24 protein-coding genes are annotated in these 24,822 nt (G+C 73.2%); 9 read left to right on the top strand and 15 right to left on the bottom strand.

Annotated elements, in window-relative coordinates; genetic code table 11:
• Positions 1 to 81: 81 nt before the first annotated feature.
• The 3 genes from AB0I82_RS30340 to AB0I82_RS30330 all read right to left on the bottom strand — a co-directional run bounded on the left by AB0I82_RS30340 (position 82) and on the right by AB0I82_RS30330 (position 3,590).
• Entirely contained in the window at positions 82 to 1,653 is a 1,572-nt protein-coding gene (locus AB0I82_RS30340) for a PTS transporter subunit EIIC (protein ID WP_363260593.1), read from the bottom strand.
• Between the two features lie 83 nt (positions 1,654 to 1,736).
• Complete coding sequence (murQ, locus tag AB0I82_RS30335) at positions 1,737 to 2,678, bottom strand: N-acetylmuramic acid 6-phosphate etherase (RefSeq protein WP_363260592.1); 942 nt, start codon at positions 2,676 to 2,678, stop codon at positions 1,737 to 1,739.
• Between the two features lie 51 nt (positions 2,679 to 2,729).
• The gene (locus AB0I82_RS30330) at positions 2,730 to 3,590 is read right to left on the bottom strand and encodes a MurR/RpiR family transcriptional regulator (protein WP_363260721.1); all 861 of its coding nucleotides are present in this window, start codon (positions 3,588 to 3,590) and stop codon (positions 2,730 to 2,732) included.
• Positions 3,591 to 3,871: 281 nt separating this feature from the next.
• On the opposite strand from AB0I82_RS30330, the gene AB0I82_RS30325 reads away from it, so the two are divergent.
• From AB0I82_RS30325 to AB0I82_RS30315, 3 genes are read left to right on the top strand one after another with little or no spacing between them, the layout of a single operon-like run.
• Positions 3,872 to 4,234, top strand: coding sequence for a hypothetical protein (locus AB0I82_RS30325; protein WP_363260591.1), 363 nt, complete (start codon positions 3,872 to 3,874; stop codon positions 4,232 to 4,234).
• Between the two features lie 8 nt (positions 4,235 to 4,242).
• Positions 4,243 to 4,509, top strand: coding sequence for a DUF4031 domain-containing protein (locus tag AB0I82_RS30320; RefSeq protein ID WP_363260590.1), 267 nt, complete (start codon positions 4,243 to 4,245; stop codon positions 4,507 to 4,509).
• Between the two features lie 38 nt (positions 4,510 to 4,547).
• The gene (locus AB0I82_RS30315; RefSeq protein WP_363260589.1) at positions 4,548 to 5,075 is read left to right on the top strand and encodes a pyridoxamine 5'-phosphate oxidase family protein; all 528 of its coding nucleotides are present in this window, start codon (positions 4,548 to 4,550) and stop codon (positions 5,073 to 5,075) included.
• A gap of 27 nt (positions 5,076 to 5,102) precedes the next feature.
• Here the strand turns inward: AB0I82_RS30315 and AB0I82_RS30310 are convergent, their stop codons facing one another.
• The 3 genes from AB0I82_RS30310 to AB0I82_RS30300 form a co-directional block, all read right to left on the bottom strand.
• On the bottom strand, positions 5,103 to 6,371 hold the full coding sequence (locus tag AB0I82_RS30310) for a Cmx/CmrA family chloramphenicol efflux MFS transporter (RefSeq protein ID WP_363260588.1): 1,269 nt from the start codon (positions 6,369 to 6,371) through the stop codon (positions 5,103 to 5,105).
• 143 nt (positions 6,372 to 6,514) lie between these two features.
• A complete protein-coding gene (locus tag AB0I82_RS30305; protein WP_363260587.1) occupies positions 6,515 to 6,760 on the bottom strand; it encodes a DUF397 domain-containing protein in 246 nt (81 codons plus the stop codon).
• On the bottom strand, positions 6,750 to 7,583 hold the full coding sequence (locus AB0I82_RS30300) for a helix-turn-helix transcriptional regulator (protein WP_363260586.1): 834 nt from the start codon (positions 7,581 to 7,583) through the stop codon (positions 6,750 to 6,752). Before AB0I82_RS30300 ends, AB0I82_RS30305 begins: the two co-directional genes overlap by 11 nt.
• 170 nt (positions 7,584 to 7,753) lie before the next feature.
• On the opposite strand from AB0I82_RS30300, the gene AB0I82_RS30295 reads away from it, so the two are divergent.
• On the top strand, positions 7,754 to 7,972 hold the full coding sequence (locus AB0I82_RS30295; RefSeq protein ID WP_031056439.1) for a hypothetical protein: 219 nt from the start codon (positions 7,754 to 7,756) through the stop codon (positions 7,970 to 7,972).
• Positions 7,973 to 8,095: 123 nt separating this feature from the next.
• Here AB0I82_RS30295 and AB0I82_RS30290 read toward each other — a convergent pair whose 3' ends face one another.
• On the bottom strand, positions 8,096 to 8,803 hold the full coding sequence (locus AB0I82_RS30290; RefSeq protein WP_363260585.1) for a hypothetical protein: 708 nt from the start codon (positions 8,801 to 8,803) through the stop codon (positions 8,096 to 8,098).
• 151 nt (positions 8,804 to 8,954) lie between these two features.
• Here AB0I82_RS30290 and AB0I82_RS30285 point away from each other — a divergent pair, with 151 nt between their 5' ends.
• Complete coding sequence (locus AB0I82_RS30285; protein WP_363260584.1) at positions 8,955 to 9,656, top strand: copper homeostasis protein CutC; 702 nt, start codon at positions 8,955 to 8,957, stop codon at positions 9,654 to 9,656.
• A gap of 112 nt (positions 9,657 to 9,768) precedes the next feature.
• Here the strand turns inward: AB0I82_RS30285 and AB0I82_RS30280 are convergent, their stop codons facing one another.
• The gene (locus AB0I82_RS30280; RefSeq protein WP_363260583.1) at positions 9,769 to 11,847 is read right to left on the bottom strand and encodes an AAA family ATPase; all 2,079 of its coding nucleotides are present in this window, start codon (positions 11,845 to 11,847) and stop codon (positions 9,769 to 9,771) included.
• Between the two features lie 263 nt (positions 11,848 to 12,110).
• Here AB0I82_RS30280 and AB0I82_RS30275 point away from each other — a divergent pair, with 263 nt between their 5' ends.
• Positions 12,111 to 12,323, top strand: a complete 213-nt coding sequence (locus AB0I82_RS30275) for a hypothetical protein (protein ID WP_363260582.1) — start codon at positions 12,111 to 12,113, stop codon at positions 12,321 to 12,323.
• Positions 12,324 to 12,597: 274 nt separating this feature from the next.
• A complete protein-coding gene (locus tag AB0I82_RS30270; protein WP_363260720.1) occupies positions 12,598 to 13,788 on the top strand; it encodes a glycosyltransferase 87 family protein in 1,191 nt (396 codons plus the stop codon).
• Between the two features lie 190 nt (positions 13,789 to 13,978).
• Here the strand turns inward: AB0I82_RS30270 and AB0I82_RS30265 are convergent, their stop codons facing one another.
• Both AB0I82_RS30265 and AB0I82_RS30260 read right to left on the bottom strand, forming a co-directional pair.
• Entirely contained in the window at positions 13,979 to 15,628 is a 1,650-nt protein-coding gene (locus AB0I82_RS30265; RefSeq protein WP_363260581.1) for a DNA repair helicase XPB, read from the bottom strand.
• Positions 15,629 to 15,755: 127 nt separating this feature from the next.
• Complete coding sequence (locus tag AB0I82_RS30260; protein ID WP_363260580.1) at positions 15,756 to 18,344, bottom strand: helicase C-terminal domain-containing protein; 2,589 nt, start codon at positions 18,342 to 18,344, stop codon at positions 15,756 to 15,758.
• A 182-nt stretch (positions 18,345 to 18,526) separates the two neighbouring features.
• Between AB0I82_RS30260 and AB0I82_RS30255 the strand changes: the two genes are divergently transcribed.
• Entirely contained in the window at positions 18,527 to 19,597 is a 1,071-nt protein-coding gene (locus tag AB0I82_RS30255; protein ID WP_363260579.1) for a hypothetical protein, read from the top strand.
• Positions 19,598 to 19,744: 147 nt separating this feature from the next.
• On the opposite strand, the gene AB0I82_RS30250 is transcribed toward AB0I82_RS30255, so the two are convergent.
• Genes AB0I82_RS30250 through AB0I82_RS30235 form a run of 4 tightly spaced genes read right to left on the bottom strand, consistent with a single transcriptional unit; the run spans position 19,745 to position 23,765 of the window.
• Positions 19,745 to 20,770, bottom strand: a complete 1,026-nt coding sequence (locus tag AB0I82_RS30250) for an iron-siderophore ABC transporter substrate-binding protein (protein WP_363260578.1) — start codon at positions 20,768 to 20,770, stop codon at positions 19,745 to 19,747.
• 60 nt (positions 20,771 to 20,830) lie between these two features.
• Entirely contained in the window at positions 20,831 to 21,655 is an 825-nt protein-coding gene (locus tag AB0I82_RS30245) for an ABC transporter ATP-binding protein (RefSeq protein WP_363260577.1), read from the bottom strand.
• Positions 21,652 to 22,737: an iron chelate uptake ABC transporter family permease subunit gene (locus AB0I82_RS30240; RefSeq protein ID WP_363260576.1), complete on the bottom strand. Its 1,086-nt coding sequence runs from the start codon at positions 22,735 to 22,737 to the stop codon at positions 21,652 to 21,654. Before AB0I82_RS30240 ends, AB0I82_RS30245 begins: the two co-directional genes overlap by 4 nt.
• A complete protein-coding gene (locus AB0I82_RS30235; RefSeq protein ID WP_363260575.1) occupies positions 22,734 to 23,765 on the bottom strand; it encodes an iron ABC transporter permease in 1,032 nt (343 codons plus the stop codon). The genes AB0I82_RS30240 and AB0I82_RS30235 overlap by 4 nt, the downstream gene beginning before the upstream one ends.
• Before the next feature lie 139 nt (positions 23,766 to 23,904).
• On the opposite strand from AB0I82_RS30235, the gene AB0I82_RS30230 reads away from it, so the two are divergent.
• Positions 23,905 to 24,534, top strand: coding sequence for an HAD family hydrolase (locus tag AB0I82_RS30230; protein WP_363260574.1), 630 nt, complete (start codon positions 23,905 to 23,907; stop codon positions 24,532 to 24,534).
• Here AB0I82_RS30230 and AB0I82_RS30225 read toward each other — a convergent pair.
• The gene (locus AB0I82_RS30225; RefSeq protein WP_363260573.1) at positions 24,507 to 24,806 is read right to left on the bottom strand and encodes a hypothetical protein; all 300 of its coding nucleotides are present in this window, start codon (positions 24,804 to 24,806) and stop codon (positions 24,507 to 24,509) included. The genes AB0I82_RS30230 and AB0I82_RS30225 overlap by 28 nt on opposite strands.
• Between the last annotated feature and the right edge of the window lie 16 nt (positions 24,807 to 24,822).

The raw sequence follows: 24,822 nt of genomic DNA, 5'->3' as shown, positions 1-24,822 counted from the left end.
ACGAACCGAGGGCGGCACCCCCATCGCGGGGGGTGCCGCCCTCGGGCGTTTCCACGGCTGTCGTGGCTGTCGTACTGCCGGTCAGACGGACGCGGTCTCCTTCGCCGGGCCGTGGGTGCCCGGCCGGGCGCCGCCCGAAGACGCGGCCTGCACCGTCTCCTTGCCCGCGTTCAGCTCCGCGAGCATCTGCTTGCTGAAGCCGAAGAAGTACGTGACCAGGAAGCCGACGACGTAGCCCGCGAGGAGGCCGACGGCGTAGATGAGGGCCGTGGGGCCCAGGTCGTGGTTGCCCTTGAGGAGTGGGAAGAGGGCCCAGCCGGAGGGGCCGATGGCGGTGGAGCCGACGGCCGTGCCGAGCTGGTTCAGCAGGCCGACGAAGGCGCCGCCGAACGCGCCGCCGACGCAGGCGGTGATGAACGGCCGGCCGAGCGGGAGCGAGACGCCGTAGATCAGCGGCTCGCCGACGCCGAGGAAGCCGGCGGGGAGGGCGGACTTGATGGTCGTACGGATCGAGCCGTTGCGGGGGAGGCGGAGGTAGACGGCGATGGCCGCGCCCACCTGGCCCGCGCCCGCCATGGCGAGGATCGGCAGCAGGACCGTGTAGCTCTGCTGCTCGATGAGGGTGGTGTGGATGGGGATGAGGGCCTGGTGCAGGCCGAGCATCACCAGCGGGAGGAAGAGGCCGCCGAGGACGAAGCCGGCGAGCGCGCCGCCGTGGGCGAGGAGCCAGTTGGCGGCCGTACCGATCGCGGCGGACACCTCGCCCGCCGCGTACATCAGGCCGAAGATCGTCACCAGGCCGGTGAGCAGGACCGTGAGGGTCGGGGTGACCAGGACGTCCAGGGACTCCGGCACCCATCTGCGGCACCACTTCTCGATGTACACCGCCAGTACCGCGGCGCCCAGCGCGCCCAGTACGCCGCCCTGGCCGGGGGAGAGCTTCTGGCCGAACGCGGTGATGTCCGCGACGCCCGGGAAGACGATGATCGCGGCGACCGCGCCGCCGAGGATCGGGGTGCCGCCGAACTCCTTCGCCGCGTTGTAGCCGACGAACACCGCGATCAGGGCCATGAAGCCGGAGGCGATGGCGGTGAGCGCGGGGACGAGCGTGGGCAGCCAGCCGAGGTTGGTGAGCAGGCCGTTGATGCCCGCGATGATGCCGCAGCCGATGAGTGCGGGAATCAGCGGGACGAAGATGTTCGCGATCCGGCGGAGGAACAGCTTGAAGGGGGTGGCGTTCGCCGCCTTCCGGCGCGCCTTGATGGCGGCACCCTGAGCGGCCAGCTCGTCGGCGGTGGTGGTGGGGGCGGACGGCGACCCGGGGGCGGGCTCGGGGGAGGCCGGGGCCGGGCCGGGCGCCGCCCCGCGCTCCTCCTCGACCAGCTCTTCGAAGACGGGCGTGACGCGGGCGACCGTACCGGGGCCGAGCACGATTTGGTACGTGTCGTCCTCGACCACCCCCATGACGGCCGGCAGCGCCTTGAGCGCGTCGTCCTGGACCAGCGAACGGTCCTTGATGCCGAGGCGCAGCCGGGTCATGCAGTGGGCGATGGAGGTGATGTTGGCAGCGCCGCCGACGAGGGGCAGGAGCGCGGCGGCGGTGGCGCGGTTCTTGTCCGGGGCGGAGTTCCCCTGGGGAGATGCAGAGGTCATGTGCGAGGCGCTGTTCTGTCGGAGGATGCGCCGCGGGGGCGCGGGGCAGCGGCGCCTCCCCGGGGGAGGAGGGCGCCGGGCGGTCAGCTTTCCTTGGCGGCGGCCTGGAGCGCGGCGCGCAGATGGCCGTGGGAGTCGGCGAGCAGCCGGGCCGCGGTGGGCCCGTCCACGGAGCCGAGGAGCACCAGGATGGCGTGCTTCACCTCGCCGTCGGTGGCGGCGAGCGCTTCCTCGATCTCCGTGTCGGACGCGCCCGTGGCGAGCGCGACGATGCGGCGGGAGCGGGCCCGCAGCTTGTCGTTGGACGCGCGGACGTCGACCATCAGGTTTCCGTAGGTCTTGCCCAGCCGGATCATCGTGATCGTCGAGAGCATGTTCAGGACCAGCTTCTGGGCCGTGCCGGCCTTCAGGCGGGTCGAGCCGGTCAGCAGCTCGGGGCCGACGACGACCTCGATGCCGTGGTCGGCGGCGGCCGCGAGCGCGGAGCCGGCGTTGCACGACAGGCCGACGGTCAGCGCGCCCTGGGCACGGGCGTGCTCGATGGCCCCGATGGCGTACGGCGTGCGGCCCGAGGCGGAGATGCCGACCACCGTGTCCTCGGCGGTCAGCGCCAGCGCGTCCAGCTCGGCGGCGGCCAGGTCCTTGCTGTCCTCGGCGCCCTCCACGGCGGTGATCATGGCGGGCGGGCCGCCCGCGATCAGCCCGATCACCGCTTCGGGATCGGTGTTGAACGTGGGCGGGCACTCGCTGGCGTCCAGGATGCCGAGCCGCCCGGCCGTGCCGGCCCCGGCGTAGATCAGCCGGCCGCCGCGGGCCATCCGCGCGGCGATGCCGTCGATGGCGGCGGCGATCCGCGGCAGCTGCTCGGCGACGGCGGTGGGAACGGTGGCGTCCTCGCCGTTCATCGTGCGGGCGATCTCCAGGGTGGAGCGCCGGTCGATCTCGGCGAGCTCCGGCCGGAACGCCTCGGTGGTGAGGGTGTCCAGCTGGGCTCGCAGGGTGGCGTGGTCAGCGGTGGAAGTCATGGCGGTGGGGGCTCTCCGAGTACGGCTGAGGGAGGCGGGTGCGGTGGGCGGTCAGCGGGGGCGGGGGGAGTGGCGGTGGGCCAGGGCCTCGTACGAAGCGGAGAGGGCGGGCGCCGCCGTTTCGTACGTGCGCTGGGCGACGCCGACGAAGAGGCAGTCGACGACGAGCAGCTGGCTCGTGCGCGAGGACATGGCCGCCGGGCGCAGCTCGCTCTCGCGCGCCGTGGACGTGGTCAGTATGTGATCGGCGTACGCGGCGATCTCGCCGTCCGGGCGGCCGGTGACCGCGATGGTCGTCGCGCCGCGGTCGAAGGCGACCCGCAGCGGCTCTATGACGTCCGTGGTGCGTCCGGAGTGGGTGATCGCGACGGCGACGTCACCGGCCCGCATCTGCACGGCGTTCGTCACCGCGAGGTGCGGGTCGGAGTGGGCGTGCGCGATCAGGCCGATGCGCAGCAGCTTCTGGGCCAGGTCCTGGCCGACGAGGCTGGAGGCGCCGATGCCGTACACATCGATCCTGCGGGCGGCGGAGAGCGCGGCCACGGCCGCCTCCAGCTGGGTGGTGTCCAGCGCGGCGGCGGTGTCGGCGAGGCACTGCTGTTCTTCCTGCGCGAGCTTGGCGACCACGTCCGTGAGCGAGTCGTCGACCGCTATGTCGGCCGTGACGGCGGGCGCGCGGCCCGCGGCCTGCTGGGCGGCGAGGGCGGCGAGCGCCAGCCGCAGATCGCGGTAGCCCGGGTAACCGAGCAGCCGGGAGGTGCGGACGACGGTGGCCTCGCTGGTGCCCGTGCGCTCCGCGAGGCCGGTGACGGTGAGCGCGGCGCAGCCCGCCGGGTCGCCGGCGACGGTCTCCGCGACCCGCTGCATGGAGCGGGTCATGGACGGCGCGAGGGTGCGGACCTTCGCCGCCAGGGCCGCGGGGGCGGGCGGGGCCTGCTCCGGCTGCGACCGCCGGGCGGCGCCGGAGGCCGCGCCGGACGTGGCGGGGGCGGCCTCGGAAGCCGTGCCGGACGTGGTCGGGGCGCCGGAAGCCGCGCCGTTGAAAGTTTCCTTCAGTCTTGTGCTCACCTCTGAAAAGTAATTTCAGTCACCCGCGGCGTCAACACTCCTCCGCGGCCTGTGGACAACTCCGAGCCGCTGGGACGAGAGGGAACGCGTGTGGGTGTACGGCGTGTACGCGCGACAATGGGCACATGGAGTTGGAACAGGCGCTGCACGCCGCCCGGGCCCTGGTGATCGCGGATCTGATGGCGGGCGATGTCGCCGACGCGGACATCGTCTCGCTGGTGGAGGACGCGGTCGCACACCGGCGGTGGTGGGTCGAGCAGTGGCCGGAGGGCGTCGAATTCGTCGCCGGGCTCGTCGCCCAGGACGTCCAGGATTCCCTGCTGGAGCGGTACGGCCGCTGGCCGCTGTGCCCGGTGTGCACCGAGGGCGGCGATCCGCACGCGCTGGACGTGGAGCCGGAGCTGGGGGCCGACCCGCACTGGGTCTGCCCGAAGACGGCCGTCGCGGTGGCCCGGGTCGGCTCGCTCGGCGGGCCGCTGGGGAGCTGAGGGGCGGCGTGACGGTCTACATCGACCCGCCGACCTGGCCGGGGCACGGTCGGCTCTGGTCGCATCTGGTCAGCGACGCGTCATTCGAGGAACTGCACGACTTCGCGGCCCGGATCGGCGCGCCGCGGCGGGCGTTCGAGCGCGATCACTACGACCTGCCGGCGGAACGGTACGCCGACGCCGTACGGGCCGGCGCGGTCGAGATCGGCAGCAAGGAACTGGTGCGCCGACTGACGGCCGCGGGTCTGCGCCGTCCGAAACACCGGCGGAATTGACCGCTTCTGCGGGGGTCCGTTCCCGCTACGGTACGGGCATGGCTGCGAAGGAACCGTTGACCGAGCTCGACCCCCGGTACAGCGTCAAGGACGCGGCGCCGACGTCCTGGGCGGAGGCCCGCGACCGGCTCGCCGCCGCGGAGATCTTCTGGCTCTCGACGGTGCGCCCCGAAGGACGGCCGCACGTCACCCCGCTGATCGCCGTCTGGCTCGACGACGCGCTGTACTTCAGCACCGGCCCCGAGGAGCGCAAGGCGCGCAACCTGGCGGCCAACCCGTGCTGCACGCTCACCACCGGCAGCAACGCCCTCAACGAGGGCCTGGACCTGGTGGTCGAGGGCGAGGCGGTGGAGGTGCACGACGAGGCGCTGCTGCGGCGGCTGGCCGACGCGCACGAGACCAAGTACGGCAGCGACTGGCACTACGAGGTGCGGGACGGGGCCTTCTTCCACGAGGCCGGCGGCCGGGCGACCGTCTACGAGGTCGCGCCGGTCACCGCCTACGGGTTCGCCAAGGGCGCGTACTCCCAGACGCGTTGGCGCTTCGAGCGGGGCGGAGCCGGCTGACCGGGCCGCCCCGCCCGAAGGCCGTTGTCAGAGGCGCTTGCCGCTCGTCGCGGCGCTGTGGCCGTCCGCCGCGTCCTCGTGCGCGCGGTCGGCCTCGTGGACGAAGCGCTCGTCGGACGACGCCACCAGCCGGGAAGCCGCGCCCGTGGAGCGCTGCAGCCGGTAGGCGAGGGCGGTTGCGGCGACGGCGGCCGCCGCCAGCGCGGCGCCGGTCCACGCCACGGCCGGGTAGCCCCAGTGCGCGCTGATGACCAGGCCGCCCAGCCACGGGCCGAGCGTGTTGCCGATGTTGAAGGCGGCCGTCGTGGTGGCGCCGGCCAGCGTCGGCGCGGCGTTGGCGACGTTGAACATCCGGGCGTTCAGGGCCGGAGCCGTGGTGAACGCCGTGACGCCCAGCATCAGGGACAGCGCAATCGCGGCCACGGAGTTGTGCGCGGTGAGCGCCAGAACTGCCAGCACGACGGTGGAGGCGGCGATGCCCCCGAAGAGGGTCGGGAAGAGATGCGCGTCGGCGATCCGGCCGCCTATGTAGGTACCGATGAGCGCGCCCACGCCGAAGAGTGCCAGCACCGTGGGCACCCAGCTCTCGGCGAGCCCGGCGGTGTCGGTGAGCAGCGGGGAGAGGTACGAGAAGAGGGCGAAGACCGCAGCGCCGTTCAGTGCGGTGGCGCTGAGCGCGAGCCAGACCTGCTTGTCGCGGTAGATCGCCAGTTCGCGGCGGAGCTGCGGACGGTCCTCGCCCGTGGGCACCTCCGTACGCGGCACGCAGGCGATCACGCCGACGAGGCCGATCGCGGAGAGGACTGCCACGCCCCAGAACGCGGCGCGCCAGCCGGCGGACTGCCCGAGCAGTGCGCCGGCCGGCACGCCCGCGATGTTGGCGATGCTCAGCCCGCCGACCATCACGGCCATCGCGCGGGCGCGCGCGGTGAACGGCACCAGCGAGACGGCCACGGCCGCGCCGACCGCCCAGAAACCGGCGCAGGCCAGCGCGCTCACCACCCGGGAGATGAAGAGCACCGTGTACGAGGGCGCGAGTGCGCCCGCGACCTGGCCGACGCCGAAGACGGCGAGCAGCGCGATCAGCGTCGTGCGCCGCGGGAGGCGGAGCGTGGCGGCGGCCAGCGTCGGAGCGCCGACCACCATGCCGATCGCGAAAGCCGAGACGAGCAGTCCGGCCTGCGGGATCGAGACGTGCATGTCCCGGGCCAGTGGCTGGAGGATCCCGGAGAGCATGAACTCCGAGGTCCCCAGGGCGAATACCGACAATCCGAGGATGTAGACAGCGATGGGCATACGGGCGCGTTCGGCGCGATCAGGAGGGACAGGCATGACACGCATGAACAGCGTGAACACGCCTGACATTCCCGAACGCCGCCTAGGGCGCCCGCGACCCGCCTCGGATGTCCGTGACCCGCTTCGGACGTCCGTGGCCCGTCTCAGGCGTCGGCGGCCCGCTCCAGGACGCCGTCCTGTACGGCCGTGACAAACGCCGACCAGGTGGCCGGCGCCAGTACGAGCGCCGGCCCCCAGGGGTTCTTGCTGTCGCGCACCGGGACCGCGCCCGGTGCGCCGTGCCCCACCTCCACACAGTCGCCGCCGCTACCGCCGCTGTAGCTGCTCTTGCGCCAGCTGATGCGGGAGAGGTCGAGCGCTGGGTGGAACGTGAGTTGATCAATAACCATCGTGGTGATCCTTCGCCGCCGACTCGATGAGAACGAGGGACGCTTCGGGTGACAGTGCAGCGGCCCGGACGAGATCGTAAGCCAAGCCGTACCGTTCCACATGCGAAGGCTCGTCCAACATTTGCCCTGTTGCAAGGCCTTGTAGGTACGCGACGGGCGGTGCATCTGCGAATGTCATCAGCTTTAGCGAACCTTCGAGCGCCGCGTGGGCGCCCTCCGCGTACGGCAGCACCTGCACGATGACGCGATTCCGACGCATGAGTGCCGCGATATGAGCGAGCTGGGTGTGCATCGCGGCCGGACCGCCCACGGGGCGGCGCAGTACGTTCTCGTCCAACACCGCCCAGAACAAGGGGGTTGTTGGATCCTCGAGAACGCGGGCCCGGTCCAGCCGCGCGGACAGTAAGTCGTCGATGACGCTCTCCGGGGCGACCGGGTGCACGGCACGGAAAACGGCCCGTGCGTAGTCCTCCGTTTGCAGCAGTCCCGGGACGAGCAGCGGGGCGTATTCCCTGATCGAGATCGCCATCTGCTCGAACTCCGCGGCGTCAGCGAAGTGTTCCGGATAGCGGGAGCGCTGGGCCGCTTCGACGTTCCGCTCGAAGAACCCGTCCGTGCCGAGGATCTCGTCTATCCGTCGTGCGTACTCCCCCTGTATGCGCCGTGCGCCCGATTCGAGCTGGCCGATGAACGACCCGCTCACGAACATCGGCGCCCCGAGCTCCGCCTGCGTCAGCCCCGCACTTTCTCGCTTGAACCGCAGCTCAGCGCCGTACAGCGCCCTCGGTGAAAGCGACGGATCCAGTTGTTTCGGCTTCGGCATGGCCCACTCCCTGTCGTGCACCTGGTGTTGTTGGATGTCACCCTCTGTCAAGCTTAACCCCGGACCGTCACCATATAGACACAACGAGTAAGACGACACGGAGCGCGATGAGGCGCAGTGAGGCGCGGTGAGGCGCAGTGAGGTCCGCTACCGGAGAGACGAGGTACCCGGTGACGCTCCCGGCGAAGGGTTCGTACGTGGTCGACACCCGGATCGGCAGGATCGGGGAGGTGATGGGGCACGAAGGGCCCTATGTACAGCTGCGTCCGCCGGGGGGCGGACGCGAATGGGACTGCCCGCCGGCCGACGCCCGGGCCGCCACCCCGCGCGAACGCCTGGCCGCCCGGACGGCCCTGGCCAACGCGCGCAGCCGGGGAGAGCGCCGCTGAACGAAGCGCGCGAGAACGGCGCGTAGGAACGCGAGTGCGGTGCGCCCCGGACCCCGGCGTGCCCGCCCCGGCCCTCGCCTCGGCCTCCGCAGCCCCGCCTCATGCCGTCGGACGCCTCCCGTCTCATGCCGTCAGAAGGTCGAGCTCCGTGTTCAGGTTCCGCCGGGCCAGCCGCTCCCATCTGTCGTGTCCCTCCGGCGTGCGGAACAGCCGCGGCAGCGCCAGCAGTTGACGCAGTACATCCGCCCGGCCCGCCCGGAACGCCTCGTCCGGTACGAACGCGAACTCCTCGCGCACCGCGGCCGCGTACGCCGCGTACTGCTCCGGCGCCCCGGCCAGTACCGCCAGATCCGCGTCGCACAGCACCTCGCCGTTGCTGTCCCCCTCTGCCGGGTCGTGCGTGACCGTGAGCCGCACGAGGCGCGCCACTTCCGCCGTGCGCTCCGCGTCGATCCCCAGCTCGGGCAGCGCCCGCTCGGCGAGCGCCGCGCTGCGCTCCTCGTTCTCGGACCGGTCGGGGCGGTAGACGGCGTCGTGGAACCACGCGGCGAGTCGTACGACATCGGGCTCGGCGGCGTGTCCCGCCAGCTCGTCGATCCGGTCCAGTACCGCGGTCAGATGCTCAGTCGTGTGATAGCGGCGCTGCGGCTCGGCCCAGCGCGCCAGCAAGTTGTCGGCGTACGGAGCGGGGTCGGGTGGCAGGGCGATCGCGGTGCCGGGTTCGGTCGCCGCATCGGCGTTCCGGAGCGCCAGTACGGCGTCGTGCCAGCGGCGGCGCAGGTGTTCACCCGCGTCCATGCGGTCCGTGCGGTCCGTCGGGGAGGTAGCCATACGGCCATTGTGCGCATCCGGACCGGTGGCCTCACCACAGGTGATCGCGCCGATCGCCGGAGGGTGCGGGGCGCGTTCGCGCCGGACGCCTTCGCGCCCGATCGGTGTCGCTCCGTAGCGCGGGCCTGCCGGGTATGGCACTCTTGAGCACATGTCTAGACCAATTCTCGAGGTGATCGCGCTCGATGCCGCGGACGCCGCCGCGGCCGAGGCCGGAGGGGCGGACCGCCTCGAACTGGTCACGGACATGGCGTCCGACGGGCTCACCCCGCCGCGCGAGACCTTCGCCGCCGTCCGCGCCGCCGTCGGCATCCCGCTGCGCGTCATGCTGCGCGCGGCGGACGGCTTCGCCGCGGGCGACGCCCGGACGTTCGACGCGCTGTGCGCGGACGCCGCCGCACTCCGGGCCGAGGGCGCCGAGGAGTTCGTACTCGGCTTCCTCGCCGAGGACGGCGGACCCGACCTCGCCGCCGTGGACGCGCTGACCGAGGTGATCGACGGCTGCCGCTGGACCTTCCATCGCGCCATCGACCGCGCCGCCGACCGCGACGGCCTGCGCAAACGCCTCGACGACCGGCCCGGCCTGGACACCTACCTCACCGCGGGCTCGCCCGCAGGCGTCGACGACGGGCTGCCCGTGCTGCTCGCCGAGGCGGCGCGCGCGGCGTCCGGCGAGCCCGGATACGGCCCGCAGATCATGGCGGGCGGCGGCCTCACCCTCGCGCACGTCCCCCGGCTGCGCGCCGCGGGCGTCACCGCCTTCCACATCGGCGGCGCGGCGCGCCCGGACGGCTGGTCGGCGCCGGTCTCCCCGGCAGCCGTTCAGACCTGGCGCGCGGCGCTGGACGACTGAGCGGCCGGGACCCGCGCGCGGCGTCGACCGGCCGAGAGCCGGAGCCGCCGGGGGCGCGCGTCGGCCCGCCCGCTCCGGTACGCGCCTCAGTCCACCAGCTCCTGCCAGCGCCTCAGCCCGCCAGCTCCTCCGGCAGCGCCGCCGCGTGCACGACCGTCAGGCCGGACACGGCACGCGTGAGGCAGACGTACAGGCGGCGCAGCCCGGTCCGGTGGTCCGGCTCGGCGTCCACCAGCGCCGCCGGTTCGTCCAGTACCACGTAGTCGTACTCCAGGCCCTTCGCGAGCGTGGCGGGCACGAGGGTGAGCCGGGCGTCCGGCGAGGTCTCCTCACCCGGGGCGAGCGTGGCCAGACCGGCGGCTTCAAGTGCCTCGCGCAGCGCCGGGAGGCGCGGCTCCGCGGCGATCAGGCCGATGGAGCCCTCCTTGGCCAGCGCGTCGCGGCAGGCGTCGATCACCGCCGCGTCGAGCGCGTCCGCCGTCGTCGGGCGGATCTCGAAGTCGCCCGGGGACTCACGGATGGACGTCGCCTCGGAGAGGTCCGGCGCGATGGCCGGAAGCAGCCGAGAGGCGTACGCGATCACCTCACGCGGCACACGGAAACCCTGCGTCAGCTCCTCCACCGCGGCCCCCGGCTTGCCCAAGTGGGCCAGCGCCTCCTCCCAGGTGTCCGTCGACCACGGGGTCGTGCCCTGCGCGATGTCGCCCAGTACGGTCGCCGAGCCGGTCGAACAGCGGCGGCCCACCGCCCGGTACTGCATGGGGGAGAGGTCCTGCGCCTCGTCCAGCACCACGTGGCCGAGCGAGTGTGTTCGCTCCACCAGATCGCGCGCCTCGTCGATGAGCACGGCGTCCGCAGCGGACCACTTGGCGCTGCGCACACTGCGGGCGGGTTTGGTCCACAGGATCGTCTTCTGCTCCTCATTCGTGAGGACCCCGTCGGCGTGCTCGGCGAGGAAGTCCGGATCGCTCAGCAGCCGCAGGACCAGCTTCGCCGGGTCGACCGGCGGCCAGACCGCCTTGACCGTCGCCTTCACCGCGGCATTACGGGCCACCGCGTCCTGCACCCGGTCGTCGGGCGCCTCGCCGGCCCGCTCCATCTGGACCAGCACGGCGTGCGCGATGCGCTGCGGCAGGGCATCGCGCGCCGCGCCGTACCGGATGCCCCGGTCCAGCAACTGCTGGACGATCTCTTCCAGTTCGTACGCGGGGACGCGCCAGCGGCGGGAGCCGCGGACCACCACGCACGCCTCGGTGGGCATCGTGACGTGGGAGCGCACGGCGCGGCGCAGCACCTCCGCCAGCCGCGCGTCGCCCTTCACTGTGGCGGCCGCGGCGTCGTCCGTACCGCGTACCTCCACGTGCGCCACGAGGTCGTCCACCGTGGCCTGCTTGACCTCCAGCTCGCCCAGCGCGGGCAGCACCTGCTCGATGTAGTGCAGGAAGGACTTGTTCGGCCCGATGACCAGCGTCCCGGCGCGGGCCAGCCTCTCGCGGTGCGCGTACAGGAGGTACGCGACCCGGTGCAGGCCGACGGCGGTCTTGCCCGTGCCGGGCGCCCCCTGGACGCAGACGGTGCCGCCGATCCCGGCCCGGACGATCTCGTCCTGCTCGGGCTGGATGGTGGCCACGATGTCGCGCATCGGGCCCACGCGCGGCCGCTCGATCTCCGTCTGGAGGAGCCGGGAGGTCTGCTCCGCCTCCGCCGGATCGGTGAGGTGCTCGTCCTCGTACGCGGTCAGTTCGCCGCCGGTGTACCCGAAGCGGCGGCGCAGCCGCAGGTCCATCGGGTCCTTCTTGGACGCCCGGTAGAAGGGCTGGGAGACGGGCGCGCGCCAGTCGATGACCATGGGGTCGCCGTCGGCGTCGTGGACGTGCCGCCGCCCGATGTAGAAGTCCTCGCCTTCGGCGCCCTCGGCGAGATCGACGCCTGGCGCGTGGAGGTAGTCCAGCCGCCCGAAGAAGAGCGGGGTGTGCGAGAGATCGGCGAGCGCCTTGATACGGGCGTCGACCTCGCCCTGGAGCACCTGGGCGTTGACCCAGTTGGCCGCCACGTCCTTGATGTTCAGCGCCTCGGCGTCCGCGCGCATGGCGCGGAGGGCGGCGCGGGAGGCGGAGAGGTGCGCACGCTCTCGTGCGAGGGGGTCGTTCTGGTCGTGCTTGTCCTTCTGGTCAGGGGCGTGCGAGGGCACGGCGTCGCCTCCGGGCAGCTGCGGTGGTCTGGGGGCCGGCCGGTTTCCGTCCGGGCGGCGGCGCTCCGCGACGAGAGTCGTGCGGGAGGCGGGCAGACGCGCGATTGTAGTGACCACGCAGTGGGGGCGCGACCGAATTAAAAGGGGCCCGGATCCCTTAGGGGTGGGCCGTGGGCCGGTGCTTCCGGGGCCGTACTCTCGGCGACACGCGGATCGGTCGTTGGTCGGATGTGCGACGACCGGGTGAATTCCATCATGGAGACATGAGCAGCCACATAAACCCGCCACCCGATCCCAAAACGACCGGCCGTGCCAGACACGGCGCCAGCGCCGTCGCCCACGACACGGAGCACCGGCACCCCGTGGGCAGCGCCCTGCGGGCCGTGAAGGTCTTCGCGGGCACCGCCTTCAGCGTCGCCGTACTGGGCGAATACGCCGACGACAGATCATCCCTCACCGCCCGGCCCGAAGAATGACATCCGTACGTCCGGAAACCGTCACGAAAGTTCGTGCGTGATCCATTAACGTCGCCGTAAAGGCTCTAAGGGCCGTAATCACTGCGCAAGCCGCATATGGCGACAAGGAGGGGTCACCCGCGTGTCTGCCGCCGACGGGAAGCCGATCCAGCGGACAACGCCCCTCGTGGGCAGGCCACGCACCACCCGGGAGCTGCCGGACGGACCGGCAGACCGCAGTACGGACCCGCACCCCCGCCGTACTCTCCCCCGCCACACGCTCCCCGCGGCAGCACTGCTCGCGGTGTCCGTGGCCGCACTCGGCGTCGTACACCTCTTCGTACCGATGCCCACCTCCGACATCCTCGTCTACCGGGCGATGGGCGACTCCGTCCTGACCGGCGGCGACCTCTACGGATTCAGGGTCACCGAGTGGCACCTCCCGGCCACCTACCCGCCCTTCGCCGCCCTGCTGTTCGTCCCGCTGGCGCGGATCTCCCCCGGCGTGCTGCAACTGGCATCGATATTCGCCAACGTCGCGCTGCTCGCCCTGCTGATCCACTTCTCCGCGCGGCTCGCCGGGCTGCGCGCCACCCACCGCGTGCCCTCGCTGCTCGCCGCCACCGCGCTCGCCATCTGGCTGGAGCCGGTGTACCAGACCATCGTCTTCGGGCAGATCAACCTGGCCCTGACCTGCCTCGTCCTGTGGGACCTCACCCGTCCCGACGGCGCGCGCGGCAAGGGCCTGGCCATCGGCATCGCGGCCGGCATCAAGCTCACCCCCGCGCTCTTCGCCGTGTACCTGCTGCTCACCGGGCGGGTACGGGCCGCGCTCGTCTCGCTCGCCGGGTTCGCCGGCACGGTCCTGCTCGGCGTCGTCGCGCTGCCCGGCGCCAGCGTCGAATTCTGGACCGAGCGGCTCTACGAGACCGGGCGGGTCGGCGAGGCGTGGATCGTCGACAACCAGTCGCTCCAGGGCCTCCTCGCGCGCCTGCTGCACACGACGCACCCCGGCGCCATCTGGCTGGCGGGCGCCGTGCTGACGGCCGTGCTCGGGATGGCGGCGGCCCGCCGGACGGGCCTGGTCGCCGGCCGGGAGGCGTGGGGCGTGCTGTGCACGGCGCTCACCGCGCTGCTCGTCTCGCCGATCAGCTGGTCCCACCACTGGGTCTGGTGCGTGCCGCTGCTCGCCGTACTGGCCACGCACATTCGGCGGGACGCGGGGCGGCGCGCCATATGGGCCGCGCTGGCCGTGCTCTTCACGGCCCGCACGATGTGGCTGGTACCGCACAAGGGCGCCCTGGACCTCGTACTCCCATGGTGGCAACAGCCACTGGCCGCGCCGTACCCCCTGCTCGGCGTGGCCTTCCTGCTCGCGGCGATCTTCTGGCGCGGCGGCGCACTGACGGGAATCTCGGCGGGGGCGCTGACCCGGCCGGCTACGGCCGGGCGGGAGTCGGTACCGGCACCACGGTCACCGAGCTGACCGGCGCACAGGTCACCGAGCCGGGGCCGCAGCCAGGCTTACCGTTTCGCCCCGTCCTTCCCCCATGGGGGTGCAACGAGGTCCCCTTCTCAACACAGTACTGGGGGCCACTGACAACGCGGCCGGGAGCCAACGCGGCCAAGGGCGCGGCCGCCCGCGGCGTTCACGCGCTCCCGGCCGCCCGGGGCGTTTACGCCCCCTCGTCCGCCAGCAGCTCATGCGCGTCCACGATCCGGTACGCGTAGCCCTGTTCGGCCAGGAAGCGTTGGCGGTGGGCTGCGAAGTCCTGGTCGATGGTGTCGCGGGCGACGACCGAGTAGAAGCGCGCCTCGTGGCCGTCGGCCTTCGGGCGGAGTACCCGGCCGAGGCGCTGCGCCTCCTCCTGGCGCGAGCCGAACGTGCCGGACACCTGGATCGCGACCGTCGCCTCCGGCAGGTCGATCGAGAAGTTCGCGACCTTGGAGACGACCAGCACGGACAGCTCGCCCTCCCGGAAGGCGTTGAAGAGCTTCTCGCGCTGCGCGTTGCTCGTGTCGCCCTTGATGACCGGCGCGTCCAGATGCTCGCCCAGCTCGTCCAGCTGGTCGATGTACTGCCCGATCACCAGCGTCTGCTCGCCCGCGTGCCGCCGCACCAGCGCCTCGGTCACCTGCTGCTTCGATCCCGTGGTCGCGCAGAAGCGGTACTTCTCGTCGCTCTCCGCCGTGGCGTACGCCAGCCGCTCCGAGTCGGTCAGATTGACCCGGACCTCGACGCAGTCGGCGGGCGCGATGTACCCCTGCGCCTCGATCTCCTTCCACGGCGCGTCGAACCGCTTCGGGCCGATGAGTGAGAAGACGTCGGACTCCCGGCCGTCCTCGCGGACGAGCGTGGCCGTCAGGCCGAGCCGGCGCCGCGCCTGGAGGTCGGCGGTGAACTTGAAGACCGGCGCGGGCAGCAGATGCACCTCGTCGTAGACGACCAGGCCCCAGTCGCGCGAGTCGAACAGCTCCAGATGCGGGTAGACGCCCTTCCGCTTGGTCGTCAGCACCTGGTACGTCGCGATGGTGACCGGCCGGATCTCCTTCTTCGTACCGCTGTACTCGCCGATCTCGTCCTCGGTCAGCGACGTGCGCTTGACCAGCTCGTGCTTCCACTGGCGCGCGGACACCGTGTTCGTCACCAGGATCAGCGTGGTGGCCTTGGCCTCGGCCATCGCACCCGCGCCGACCAGCGTCTTGCCCGCGCCGCACGGCAGCACGACGACGCCGGAGCCGCCGTGCCAGAAGTTCTCCACGGCCTGCTGCTGATACGGCCGCAGCGACCAGCCGTCCTCCGCCAGCTCGATCGGATGCGCCTCGCCGTCCACGTAACCGGCCAGGTCCTCGGCCGGCCAGCCCAGCTTCAGCAGCGTCTGCTTGATCTGCCCGCGCTCGGAGGGGTGCACCGCGACGGTGTCCGGGTCGAGCCGGGCGCCGACCAGCGGCTGGACCTTCTTCGACCGCAGGATCTCCTCCAGCACCGGGCGGTCGGTGGTGGTGAGCACCAGGCCGTGCGCGGGGTGCTTGGAGAGCGTGAGGCGGCCGTACCGGGACATCGTCTCGGCGATGTCGACGAGCAGCGCGTGCGGGACCGGATACCGGGAGTACGCGACGAGCGCGTCCACGACCTGCTCCGCGTCGTGCCCCGCGGCCCGCGCGTTCCACAGGCCGAGCGGCGTCACCCGGTAGGTGTGGATGTGCTCCGGGGCGCGCTCCAGCTCCGCGAAGGGGGCGATGACCTGGCGGCACGCGTCCGCCTGCTCGTGGTCCACCTCCAGCAGCAGCGTCTTGTCGCTCTGGACGATGAGAGGTCCGTTCACGCGCCTCGCCTTTCCGATCGACGGCGCACGAGATCGTCTCGTACGGCCAAATCTCCAGTGTGCCGCATCGCCGCGGAAGGGGGGCGCGCGATCAAGGAGCGGTCCAGGAGCACTCTCGGGAAGCGCCTCAGGAAGCCGACTCGTCGGCGAGTTCCGAGACGCCCGTGATGCGGTGCAAGGGGTACGTGCGGACCTCGTCGGCGGTGTGGTCGTACGCCGTGACGAAGCCGCCCTCGACGCGGACCGGGGCGATGACGCGCTGGCTGGCGGCGCCGTCGGCGTTGACGTAGCCGATCCACAGGGCCGAGTTGGTCAGCGCGGCGGCCTGCACGGTGGCGAGCGTCTCGGCGGACGTCGTACGCGGCAGCCGGCCGGGCGCGGGCGCCGCGGCCTCCGGGCCCGGCTTGCGTTCGGCGGTGGCCGCGAGGTCGCCCGCGCGGATGGCCCGCACGGCGGCCTCCAGGAGCGTCGCGTCGGGGGCCGGCGGGCCGTCGGGGACCGGGGCCGGGGCGGTGCGCGGCGGGGTGCGGTGCGCGTCGGCGCGGGCGATCACCACGTCGCCCTCGGCGGACTCGGCGGCCGGTGCGTACCCCATGGCGCGCAGGCCCTCCAGGAGCGCGTCCGGGGCCGCCTGAGCGGCCAGCACGGTGGGCGCGAGGCGGCGCAGCCGCAGGCCATCGGCGCGCCGGTCGGCCAGGATCTCGTTCAGCAGCGCGTCGTCGTCGCAGCGCACGTATGCGGAGGCCGCGCCGATCCTCAGTACCCCGTGTCTGCGTGCCACGTCGTCGATCAGGTACGCGAGCGGCTGCGGTACGGGGGTGCGGGAGTGTGCCGCCAGGAAGGACTGGATGTCGGCGGCGGAGCGGCCGGCGTCCAGGGCGCGGCGTACGGAGCCGGGCGTGAAGCGGTACACCGTGGCGCCGCCCTTGGACTCGACGTCGGCCAGTACGTCGAGCGCGTCGGCGAGCGGGCGTTCCAGGGGGCCGGGGGCGACGGCGGTCAGGTCGGCCTGGAGGAGGACGTGGTCCAGGGGGGTGGGCAGCAGCGGGGCGAGGGCCGCGGCGGCGGCCCGGTGGGCCTGCGCGGGGTCGGCGTCCGGTCCCGCCTCCAGGAGCGCGCGGGTGTGGCCCGCCAGGGCGCCGCGGCCGGTGAGGCCGAGCAGCTCGGCCTCGTGGAGGGACCACAGGGCGATACGGGAGCGGAGGTCCTGGGGGGCGGAGTGCGCCGCGCCCTGGGGGGTGGCGTGTGCGGCGTTCTGCGCGGCGTTGTGGTCGGGCGCGTGGCCGTTGGCCGGGGCGGCGTCCGGGGCGGCCTGTGCCGCGCCGCGGAGCGGCCGTTCCCAGCGGAGCCGGGCCAGTACGGCGTCCTGGGGCACGGCCGTGCCCGGCGGGAGGCTGCCGAGCAGCGCGAGGACCCGCCGCCGTACCTCCGGGGCGGGCGAGCGGTCCAGGTGCGGGCCGAGCGCGGCCAGGGTGCGGCCCTTGGCGTCGGCGGTGCCGACCAGGCCCGCCGTACGGGTCGCGGCCAGCCAGGCGGCGGCCAGCCGCACCCAGCGCTCCTCGGCGGGCAGCTGCCGCCAGTCCTCGGCGGCGGGCGTGGGCGCGTACTGCTCGTCGGCCTCGCCGTCCGAGGCGATCAGCCCCGCCGCGTACGCCAGCTCCAGCCAGAACGCGGCGGTGTGCACCCCGGTGTCCAGGGCCGTCGCGGTCCGCTTGAGGTCGCGGACGCTCAGGCCGCCGGCGCGCAGCACGGGCGGGCCGCCGAGGTCCCACTCCTTGAGCAGCTCGTCGATCGTGGCCAGTGCGGTGAACGCCTGGCCGGCCGCCGTACGGTCCACCATCTCCGGGTCGCGCGCGGTGGCCGGCGCCAGGGCGGGCGGCTCCGGCTCCGGCGCCCGGTGCGCGCGCCCGGCGCGCAGATGCAGGGCGGCTTCCCTGGGGAGTACGACATTGCGCGCGCCCACCGGGAGCAGCACACCGCGGTCCAGCAGCCAGCGCAGGTGCGGCGCGGGCTGCGCGGTCACCGCGCCGTACGGCGGGCCCCAGACGAGCCTGTCCAGTACGGCGTGGGACTCGGCGGGCGCGCCGTCGAGCAGCGCCGCCATGGCCTCCCTGTCCTCGAAGAGCGAGGTCAGCGCGGCGACGGCGGTGACCGGGTCGGGCGTGGTGGGCAGCCCGGCGGCCGTCACGATCTCCTGGAGGCGGCCGGGGGACATGCCGGCGGCGGCCTCGGCGACGGTGGGGCCGAGGCCGGTGGGGGAGGGACGGGTGGCGCTCGGGGTGAGCAGTTCGCGGGCGGTGCGGACGAGCCGGAGGCGGTCGTCGGGGCCCCACACCAGGGCCTGGGCGCGGAGCGCGGCCAGCGCGTCCGGGAGGCGCCCGCGGACGGCCGCCTGCAGTGCCGAGTCCGTACCGGAGGTACCGGAGGTACCGGGTGCCTCCTCGTCGCCCGTCATCAGCCCTTCGAGCGTGTCGTACGGGCAGGGGTCCGGGGCGATGGCCAGCGCCTCGGCGGTCTGCAGCGCGAAGGCGTCCAGCCGTTCCACGGCGCGGACCACGGAGGCGCGGGTGCCGGCGCGGGTGGCGAGCTGGGTGAGATCGCCGGGGACCGGGTTGAGCAGGTCGGGGCGGGACCGCAGCAGAGCGGACAGGTCGTCGTCCGGCCGGTTGCGCAACTCCTCGGCCAGTGTGCGGGGGGACGGATGGCTGCCGCTCATTCGCCCCACGTTACCGCCTGACGGCGGACGGGCCGACGGTCACGGGCCCGGCACGGGTGTCAAGGGCCTGTGGAAAACCGGCGTTCGGCGCCTGTGGAAAAGTGCGGCATCGGCGGCGCGCGGGGGTACCGTCGGAGCGGCGGAAATCGGCCTGGTGCAGGGGTGTTCGGTAGGGGTGTGCGGTGGGGATCGAGAGTGATCAGCTGGTCTTCGACTATCTGAGCCGGGTCGGGGACCTGGCGCAGGGGCGGGGGCTGACGGCCAGGGAGCGGATGCAGCTGGTCGCGCGGCTGCGGACGGAGATAGACGCGAGACGGGCCCAGGGCGGCGGCGACGTCAAGCGCATCCTCGCGCGGCTGGGCACGCCGGAGGCGGTGGTGACGGCGGCGGTGAACGGCGGGGAGCCGGTGCCCGAGGAGCCGCCCGGCGGCGCGGCGGAGCGGAAGCCCGGCGCGCTGCCCTCGCTGCTGAAGCGGCCGGGCAAGTCGGTGGCGCTGCCCGCGCCACGGGACGGCGCGCAGCCGATGGTGCCTCAGCAGGGGGCCGCGCCGCCGCATCTGGCGGGCCTGGACGAGCTGGGCGATCGGGACGCGTTGGACGAGGAGGAGCCGGACTGGTGGCGGGTGGCGGCGGAGCCGTACGGCTCCGGGGAGGCCGTGCCCGGGGAGACCGTGCCGGGGTTCACCGGCGGGATCGAGATCGCGGAGATACGGCGGCCGCCGGAGACCGAGGAGGAGGACGAGGAAGCGGCCGGTACGGAGGACGCCGGGCCGGGCGGGCTGCCGGGGGTACTGAAGAAGGCCACGGGGAAGGTGCTGCCGTGGCGGCGGGCAGCGGCGGCCGCCCCCGCCGCGGAGCCGGCCGCCGAGGAGGCCGGCGAGGCGGTCGCGGCGCCGCGGCCGAAGCCGAGCCCGGTGCTGCTGCTGGCGGTCGTGCTGCTGGTCGCGGGTGCGGTCATCGGCAGCTGGCTGGCGCTCGCCGCGGGCTGGCTCGTGGCGTACTCCTCGCGCAAGCTCTCGCGCGCCGAGGCGAAGTTCGCGGCGCTGGGCGTGCCCGGGCTGGTGTGCGGCTCCGTGCTGGTCTGGCTGTGGGGCCGGTTCGCGGGGAAGTGGGGCGATCACCTCGCCAAAGGACAGCTGGGGGCCGAGCTGACGGAGGCGCTGCCGGTGGTCGTGCGCGTCGCGGCCGTCGCCTCCGCGCTGTTCCTGCTGTGGCGAATGCGGAGGCGGATGGCGGCCGGGGCCCGCGGTTGACCGGCGGGCTGCGCCCCGCCCCGCGGTTGACCCGACGGGGGCGCGGCCCCGTACCCTGCGCCCCCGCCCCGCCGACGGGTCTTCGTCGGCGGGTGCGGCGGCGTCGTGGTCGCTCGCGCAGTTCCCCGCGCCCCTACGCCACTTCTGTCACTTGGTCAGGTTCTTCTGCAGCTCATCGAGGATCTTGTCGGCGGCGGTGTAGCCGATGCCCTGGAGCCACAGCTCGTCGTTGACGCGGAAGGTGTTGCCGCTCTTCACGGCCTTCATGTTCTTCCACAGCGCGCCGCCGGTGACCTGGCTCTCCTTGGACTTCTCGGGGCTGCCGTAGGCCGTGTAGAAGATCGTGTCGGCGTCGGCCCGGGTGATCTGCTCGGGCCCGATCTCGGTCATCAGGCCGTCCTTGGCGTTCTTCACCACGTCGGTGGGCGCGGTGCCGATGTCGTCCAGGACGGCGCCGATGTAGCTCTCGCAGCCGTACACCCGGGTGTCGGCGCCCTCCATGAAGCGGACGACGTTGGTGGTCTTCTTGGCCGCCGCCTCGCGACCGCCGAGTGCGTCGGTGACCTCGGCCGCGTGCTTCTCGTACGCGGCGGCGATCTTCTTGCCCTCGGGGATCTTGCCGAGCGCGTCGGCGTGGGTGGCGAAGTTCTGCTTCCACGGGTAGCCGGTCTTCTCGGTCATCACCGTGGGGGCGATCTTCTTCAGCTGGTCGTAGCGCTGCGCGTCGCGCATCTTGCTGGTGAGGATGAGGTCCGGCTTCAGCGCCGCGACCGCCTCCATGTCGGCCGACCCGATCGTGCCCACGTCCTTGATCCCGGCGACCTTGTCCTTGGGCAGGTAGGAGAGGAACCCGGACTCCACGTCGGCGTGGGTGGCGCCGACCGGCTTCACGCCCAGGGTGAGCGCGGAGTCCAGCTCGGCGGTGTCCAGTACGACGACGCGCTTCGGGTCGGCGGGGACCTTCACGTCGCCCATGGCGGTCGGCACGGTGTGCGCGCCGTCGGCCGGCTTCGCCCAGGTGGTCTTCGGCTGGGTGGGGCAGTCGGTGGCCTTGAAGGAGCCGCCGGCGCTGTCCTTGGAGCCGGTGGCGCCGGTGGCGCCGCAGGCGGTCAGCGTGACGGCGGCCGCGGCCAGCACGGCGGCGGCGCGGAGGGGACGGGGGACGGAGACCATGGGACGGGCCTTTCGGAGAGGGAGCGGAGAGGGAGTCCCGAGCGGGGAACTCGGGGGCGGTCAGCCGCCGGCGGGGGACTGCCAGGGCCGGCCGGGTACGACCAGCGGGGAGCCGGTCACGGGGTCGGGGACGACGACCGAGTCGAGGCCGAAGACATCGCGGACCAGGTCGGCGGTGACGGTCTCGGCGGGCGGGCCCTGGGCGATGATCCGCCCGGCCTTCATCGCCACCAGGTGGTCGGCGTAGCGCGCGGCCTGGTTCAGGTCGTGGAGGACGGCGACGACCGTGCGGCCGCGCTCGTGGTTCAGCTGCCGCACCAGGTCCAGTACTTCGACCTGGTGGGAGATGTCGAGGTAGGTGGTGGGCTCGTCGAGGAGGAGCAGGTCGGTCTCCTGGGCGAGGGCCATCGCGATCCAGACGCGCTGGCGCTGGCCGCCGGAGAGCTCGTCCACGGCCCGGTCGGCGAGGTCGGCGATGTCGGTACGGGCCATCGCCTCGGTGACCGCCCGCTCGTCCGCGTCCGACCACTGCTGCCACCAGTGCTGATGCGGCTGGCGGCCGCGCGCGACGAGGTCGGCGACGGTGATCGCCTCGGGCGCGACCGGCGTCTGCGGCAGCAGGCCGACGGACTGGGCGATCTTCTTGGTGGGGATGCGGGCAAGGTCCGTACCGTCCAGCAGTACCGCACCTGCGCGCGGCTTCAGCAGCCGCCCCAGCGCCCGCAGCAGGGTGGACTTGCCGCAGGCGTTCGGCCCGACGATGACGGTGACGGCGCCGTGCGGCACGTCCAGGTCCAGGCCGTCGACGACGGTCCGGTCCTCGTAGGCCAGGGTCAGGTCGCGGGCGGTGAGCCTGCTCGCGGTGCGTTCGCCGGTGGTGGTCACGCGGTTCCTCCTGCGGCACGGCGCCGGACGCTGTGCCCTCTCACAAGCAGATGAATCAGGTACGGGGCGCCGATGGCCGCCGTCAGCACGCCGACCGGCAGCTCGGTCGGCGCGAAGAGCATGCGGGCCGGCAGGTCGCCGAGGACCACGACGCACGCGCCCAGCAGCGCCGAGCAGAACAGCGGAATCTGTGCCGTACGCGTCAGCCGGCGGGCGATCTGGGGCGCCAGCAGCGCCACGAAGTCGATCGGGCCCGCGGCGCCGGTGGCCAGCGCCGCCAGCAGGACGCCGAGGGTCGCGAGGCCGAGCCGGGTGCGGCCCAGCCGTACGCCGAGCGCGGTCGCGGTGTCGTCGTCCATCGAGACGGTGCGCTGCGCGCGGGCCGCCCACAGCACGAAGGGGATCAGCACGAGCAGCGCCCAGGCGAGCGGGACGGCCTCGGCCCAGCCCCGGCCGTTGAGCGAGCCGACCATCCAGACCTGGGCCTTCTGGGCCACGAGGTAGTCGCCCTTGGTCAGGAACAGCTGGGTGACCGAGCGCAGGGCGACGGCGAAGCCGATGCCGATGAGCACGAAGCGGGTGGCGTGCAGGCCGCCGCGCCAGGCGAAGAGGTACACCAGCGCCGCGGCGAGCAGGCCGCCCACGACGGACAGGTACGGCAGTACGGCGTACGAGCCGATCCCGAAGGTCATCGCGGCGACGGTCAGGGCGCTCGCGCCCTGGGTGATGCCGATGATGTCGGGGCTGGCGAGCGGGTTGCGGGCGACGGTCTGGATGAGCGCGCCGGCCACGCCGAAGGCGGCGCCGGCCAGCAGTCCGACGGTCAGCCGCGGCAGCCGCAGCGTGCCGACCACCAGCTCGTGCGACGAGGGCTGCCCCAGTACCACCTTCAGCACCTCGCCGGGCGGCACGGAGCGCTCGCCGAGCGAGAGGTACGCGACGCAGGCGGCGGCCAGTACCGCGATCAGTACGACGGCGACGGCCGTGGCCCGCCGGTGGATCAGGAAGGCGGCCTTGCCGGCACGCAGCAGCGCGTAACCGGCCGGGCGTATCGGCGCGGGGGCGGCGGAGATCTGCGTCATGCCGCCACCGCCTTCCGGCGGACCAGGGTGACCAGGAACGGGACGCCGATCAGTGCGGTCATCACGCCGGCGGGCACCTCCGAGGGCGGGAAGAGGAGCCGGCCCACGGTGTCGGCGACCAGCACCATCACCGGGCCGAGCAGCGCGGCCATCGGCAGCACCCAGCGGTGGTCGCTGCCGACGAGGGCGCGGGCCAGGTGCGGCACGGCGAGGCCCACGAAGGCGACGGGCCCGGCGGCCGCGACGCCCGCGCCGGTCAGTACCGCGGCGCCCAGCCCGCCCACGATCCGTACGGTGGCGACCTTCTGGCCGAGCCCCCTGGCGACGTCCTCGCCGAGCGCCAGGGCGTCCAGGCCGCGCGCGACGGCCAGTACCAGCACCGCGCCGACCAGCAGGAACGGCCAGATCTGGGCGGCCACCGCGGCGTCCCGCCCGGTCAGCGAGCCGACCTGCCAGAACCGGAACTCGTCCAGCGCGGCGCCCTTCGTGGAGAGCACGGCCATGGTCACCGCGACCAGCAGCGCGTTGATCGCGGCGCCGGCCAGCGCGAGCTTGACGGGGGTGGCGCCGCCGCGGCCGCGCGCGGCGATCGCGTACACGAAGACGGCCGCGAGCGCGGCGCCGACGAAGGCGGTGCCGACGTAGCCGGAGAGCGAGTGGACGCCGGCGAAGGCGATGGCCAGGACCACGGCGGCCGAGGCGCCCTGGCTGATGCCGAGGACGGCGGGATCGGCGATGGGGTTGCGGGTGATGCCCTGCATCGCCGTGCCGGCCAGCGCGAGCGCGGCGCCGACCAGCAGCCCGACGAGCGTCCGGGGCAGCCGCAGGAAGAGCACGACCTGGGCGGCCTCGCTGTCCCCGCCGTACAGCAGCGCGTCGATCACCTCGCGCGGCGGGAAGGCGCGGCTGCCGACCGCGAGGGAGAGGAGCACCGCGAGCAGCAGGGCGAGCGCCGCCGCGGCGGTCCAGCAGATGCGGCGCCGCACCAGAGGGCTTCTGGAGCTGCCGGCCAGAGCGACTGACGACATCGGTTCCATTTCGCGGGAGCGCAGTGTTCAGATGAGTGCGGATGCAGACGTACGGAGACATACGCCTGCAGTTGATGAAGGTAAGGCTACGCTAAGTGTACGGATTGTCGCCCTCAGGGCCAGAGGCACAATGGGTGCCATGGCCACGCATACCTTGACGGTCGGATTCGACCTCGACATGACCCTGATCGACTCCCGTCCGGGCATCAAGGACGCCTACGCCGCGCTCTCCGCGGCCACCGGGACGTACATCGACACCGACCTCGTGACCAGCCGGCTCGGGCCGCCGCTGGAGCAGGAGATCCGCAACTGGTTCCCCGAGGACCGGGTCGCCGAGATCGCCGACCGTTACCGCGCGCTCTACCCCGAGCACGCCATCACCGGCACGCTCGCCATGGAAGGCGCCCGCGAGGCGATCGAGGGCGTACAGCGGCTGGGCGGCCGCGCCGTCGTCGTCACCGCCAAGTACGAGCCCAACGCCAAGCTGCACCTGAAGCACCTGGACATCAACGCGGACGCGGTCGTCGGCTCGCTGTGGGCCGAGGGCAAGGCCGAGGCGCTGCGGGAGTACGGCGCGAGCATCTACGTCGGCGACCACACCGGCGACGTGCGCGGCGCGCGGGCGGCGGGCGCGCTCTCGGTCGCCGTGGCCACGGGCCCGTGCTCGGAGGAGGAGCTGCGCGAGGCCGGCGCGGACGTCGTACTTCCCGGCCTCACCGCCTTCCCGGCCTGGCTGGAGGGCTACCTCGCGGACGCCTCGCGCGGCTGAGCCGACGCCTCGCGCGCCTGACGCCGCTGGGCCGCGACCGACCGCAGCACGCCGGCGGCGGCGATCAGGAAGCCCGCGCCCATGAGCATGCACATCCAGTAGAAGACCCAGGGCAGCGGGTCGGAGCCGAGGAAAAGGGGCGCCATCGTCGCGAGCGTGGCGAAGGCGCCAATAAGGAACACGATCGCGCCGATCCGGACGAGCAGGTCCCCGGCGCGCGGACCTTCGGGAGTCGCCGGGGTCGCACCCCGCTGGGAAGGATTGTCAGACACACGACCAGGGTAAGTC

It is taken from the genome of Streptomyces sp. NPDC050315, assembly GCF_040655775.1.
Lineage (GTDB): Bacteria > Actinomycetota > Actinomycetes > Streptomycetales > Streptomycetaceae > Streptomyces.
Note: the sequence above shows the minus strand (reverse complement) of the source record. Positions and strands in the feature narration are given on the sequence as shown.

Bases quoted from the DNA above. Each gene is read 5' to 3' on its own strand.
- AB0I82_RS30315 (WP_363260589.1), top strand. From the start codon at position 4,548: ATGGCTGCGAAGGAACCGTTGACCGAGCTCGACCCCCGGTACAGCGTC.
- AB0I82_RS30325 (WP_363260591.1), top strand. From the start codon at position 3,872: ATGGAGTTGGAACAGGCGCTGCACGCCGCCCGGGCCCTGGTGATCGCG.
- murQ (WP_363260592.1), bottom strand. From the start codon at position 2,678: ATGACTTCCACCGCTGACCACGCCACCCTGCGAGCCCAGCTGGACACC.
- AB0I82_RS30300 (WP_363260586.1), bottom strand. From the start codon at position 7,583: ATGCCGAAGCCGAAACAACTGGATCCGTCGCTTTCACCGAGGGCGCTG.
- AB0I82_RS30290 (WP_363260585.1), bottom strand. From the start codon at position 8,803: ATGGCTACCTCCCCGACGGACCGCACGGACCGCATGGACGCGGGTGAA.
- AB0I82_RS30260 (WP_363260580.1), bottom strand. From the start codon at position 18,344: ATGAGCGGCAGCCATCCGTCCCCCCGCACACTGGCCGAGGAGTTGCGC.
- AB0I82_RS30235 (WP_363260575.1), bottom strand. From the start codon at position 23,765: ATGTCGTCAGTCGCTCTGGCCGGCAGCTCCAGAAGCCCTCTGGTGCGG.
- AB0I82_RS30310 (WP_363260588.1), bottom strand. From the start codon at position 6,371: ATGCCCATCGCTGTCTACATCCTCGGATTGTCGGTATTCGCCCTGGGG.
- AB0I82_RS30340 (WP_363260593.1), bottom strand. From the start codon at position 1,653: ATGACCTCTGCATCTCCCCAGGGGAACTCCGCCCCGGACAAGAACCGC.
- AB0I82_RS30240 (WP_363260576.1), bottom strand. From the start codon at position 22,737: ATGACGCAGATCTCCGCCGCCCCCGCGCCGATACGCCCGGCCGGTTAC.
- AB0I82_RS30305 (WP_363260587.1), bottom strand. From the start codon at position 6,760: ATGGTTATTGATCAACTCACGTTCCACCCAGCGCTCGACCTCTCCCGC.
- AB0I82_RS30250 (WP_363260578.1), bottom strand. From the start codon at position 20,770: ATGGTCTCCGTCCCCCGTCCCCTCCGCGCCGCCGCCGTGCTGGCCGCG.
- AB0I82_RS30275 (WP_363260582.1), top strand. From the start codon at position 12,111: ATGAGCAGCCACATAAACCCGCCACCCGATCCCAAAACGACCGGCCGT.
- AB0I82_RS30285 (WP_363260584.1), top strand. From the start codon at position 8,955: ATGTCTAGACCAATTCTCGAGGTGATCGCGCTCGATGCCGCGGACGCC.
- AB0I82_RS30230 (WP_363260574.1), top strand. From the start codon at position 23,905: ATGGCCACGCATACCTTGACGGTCGGATTCGACCTCGACATGACCCTG.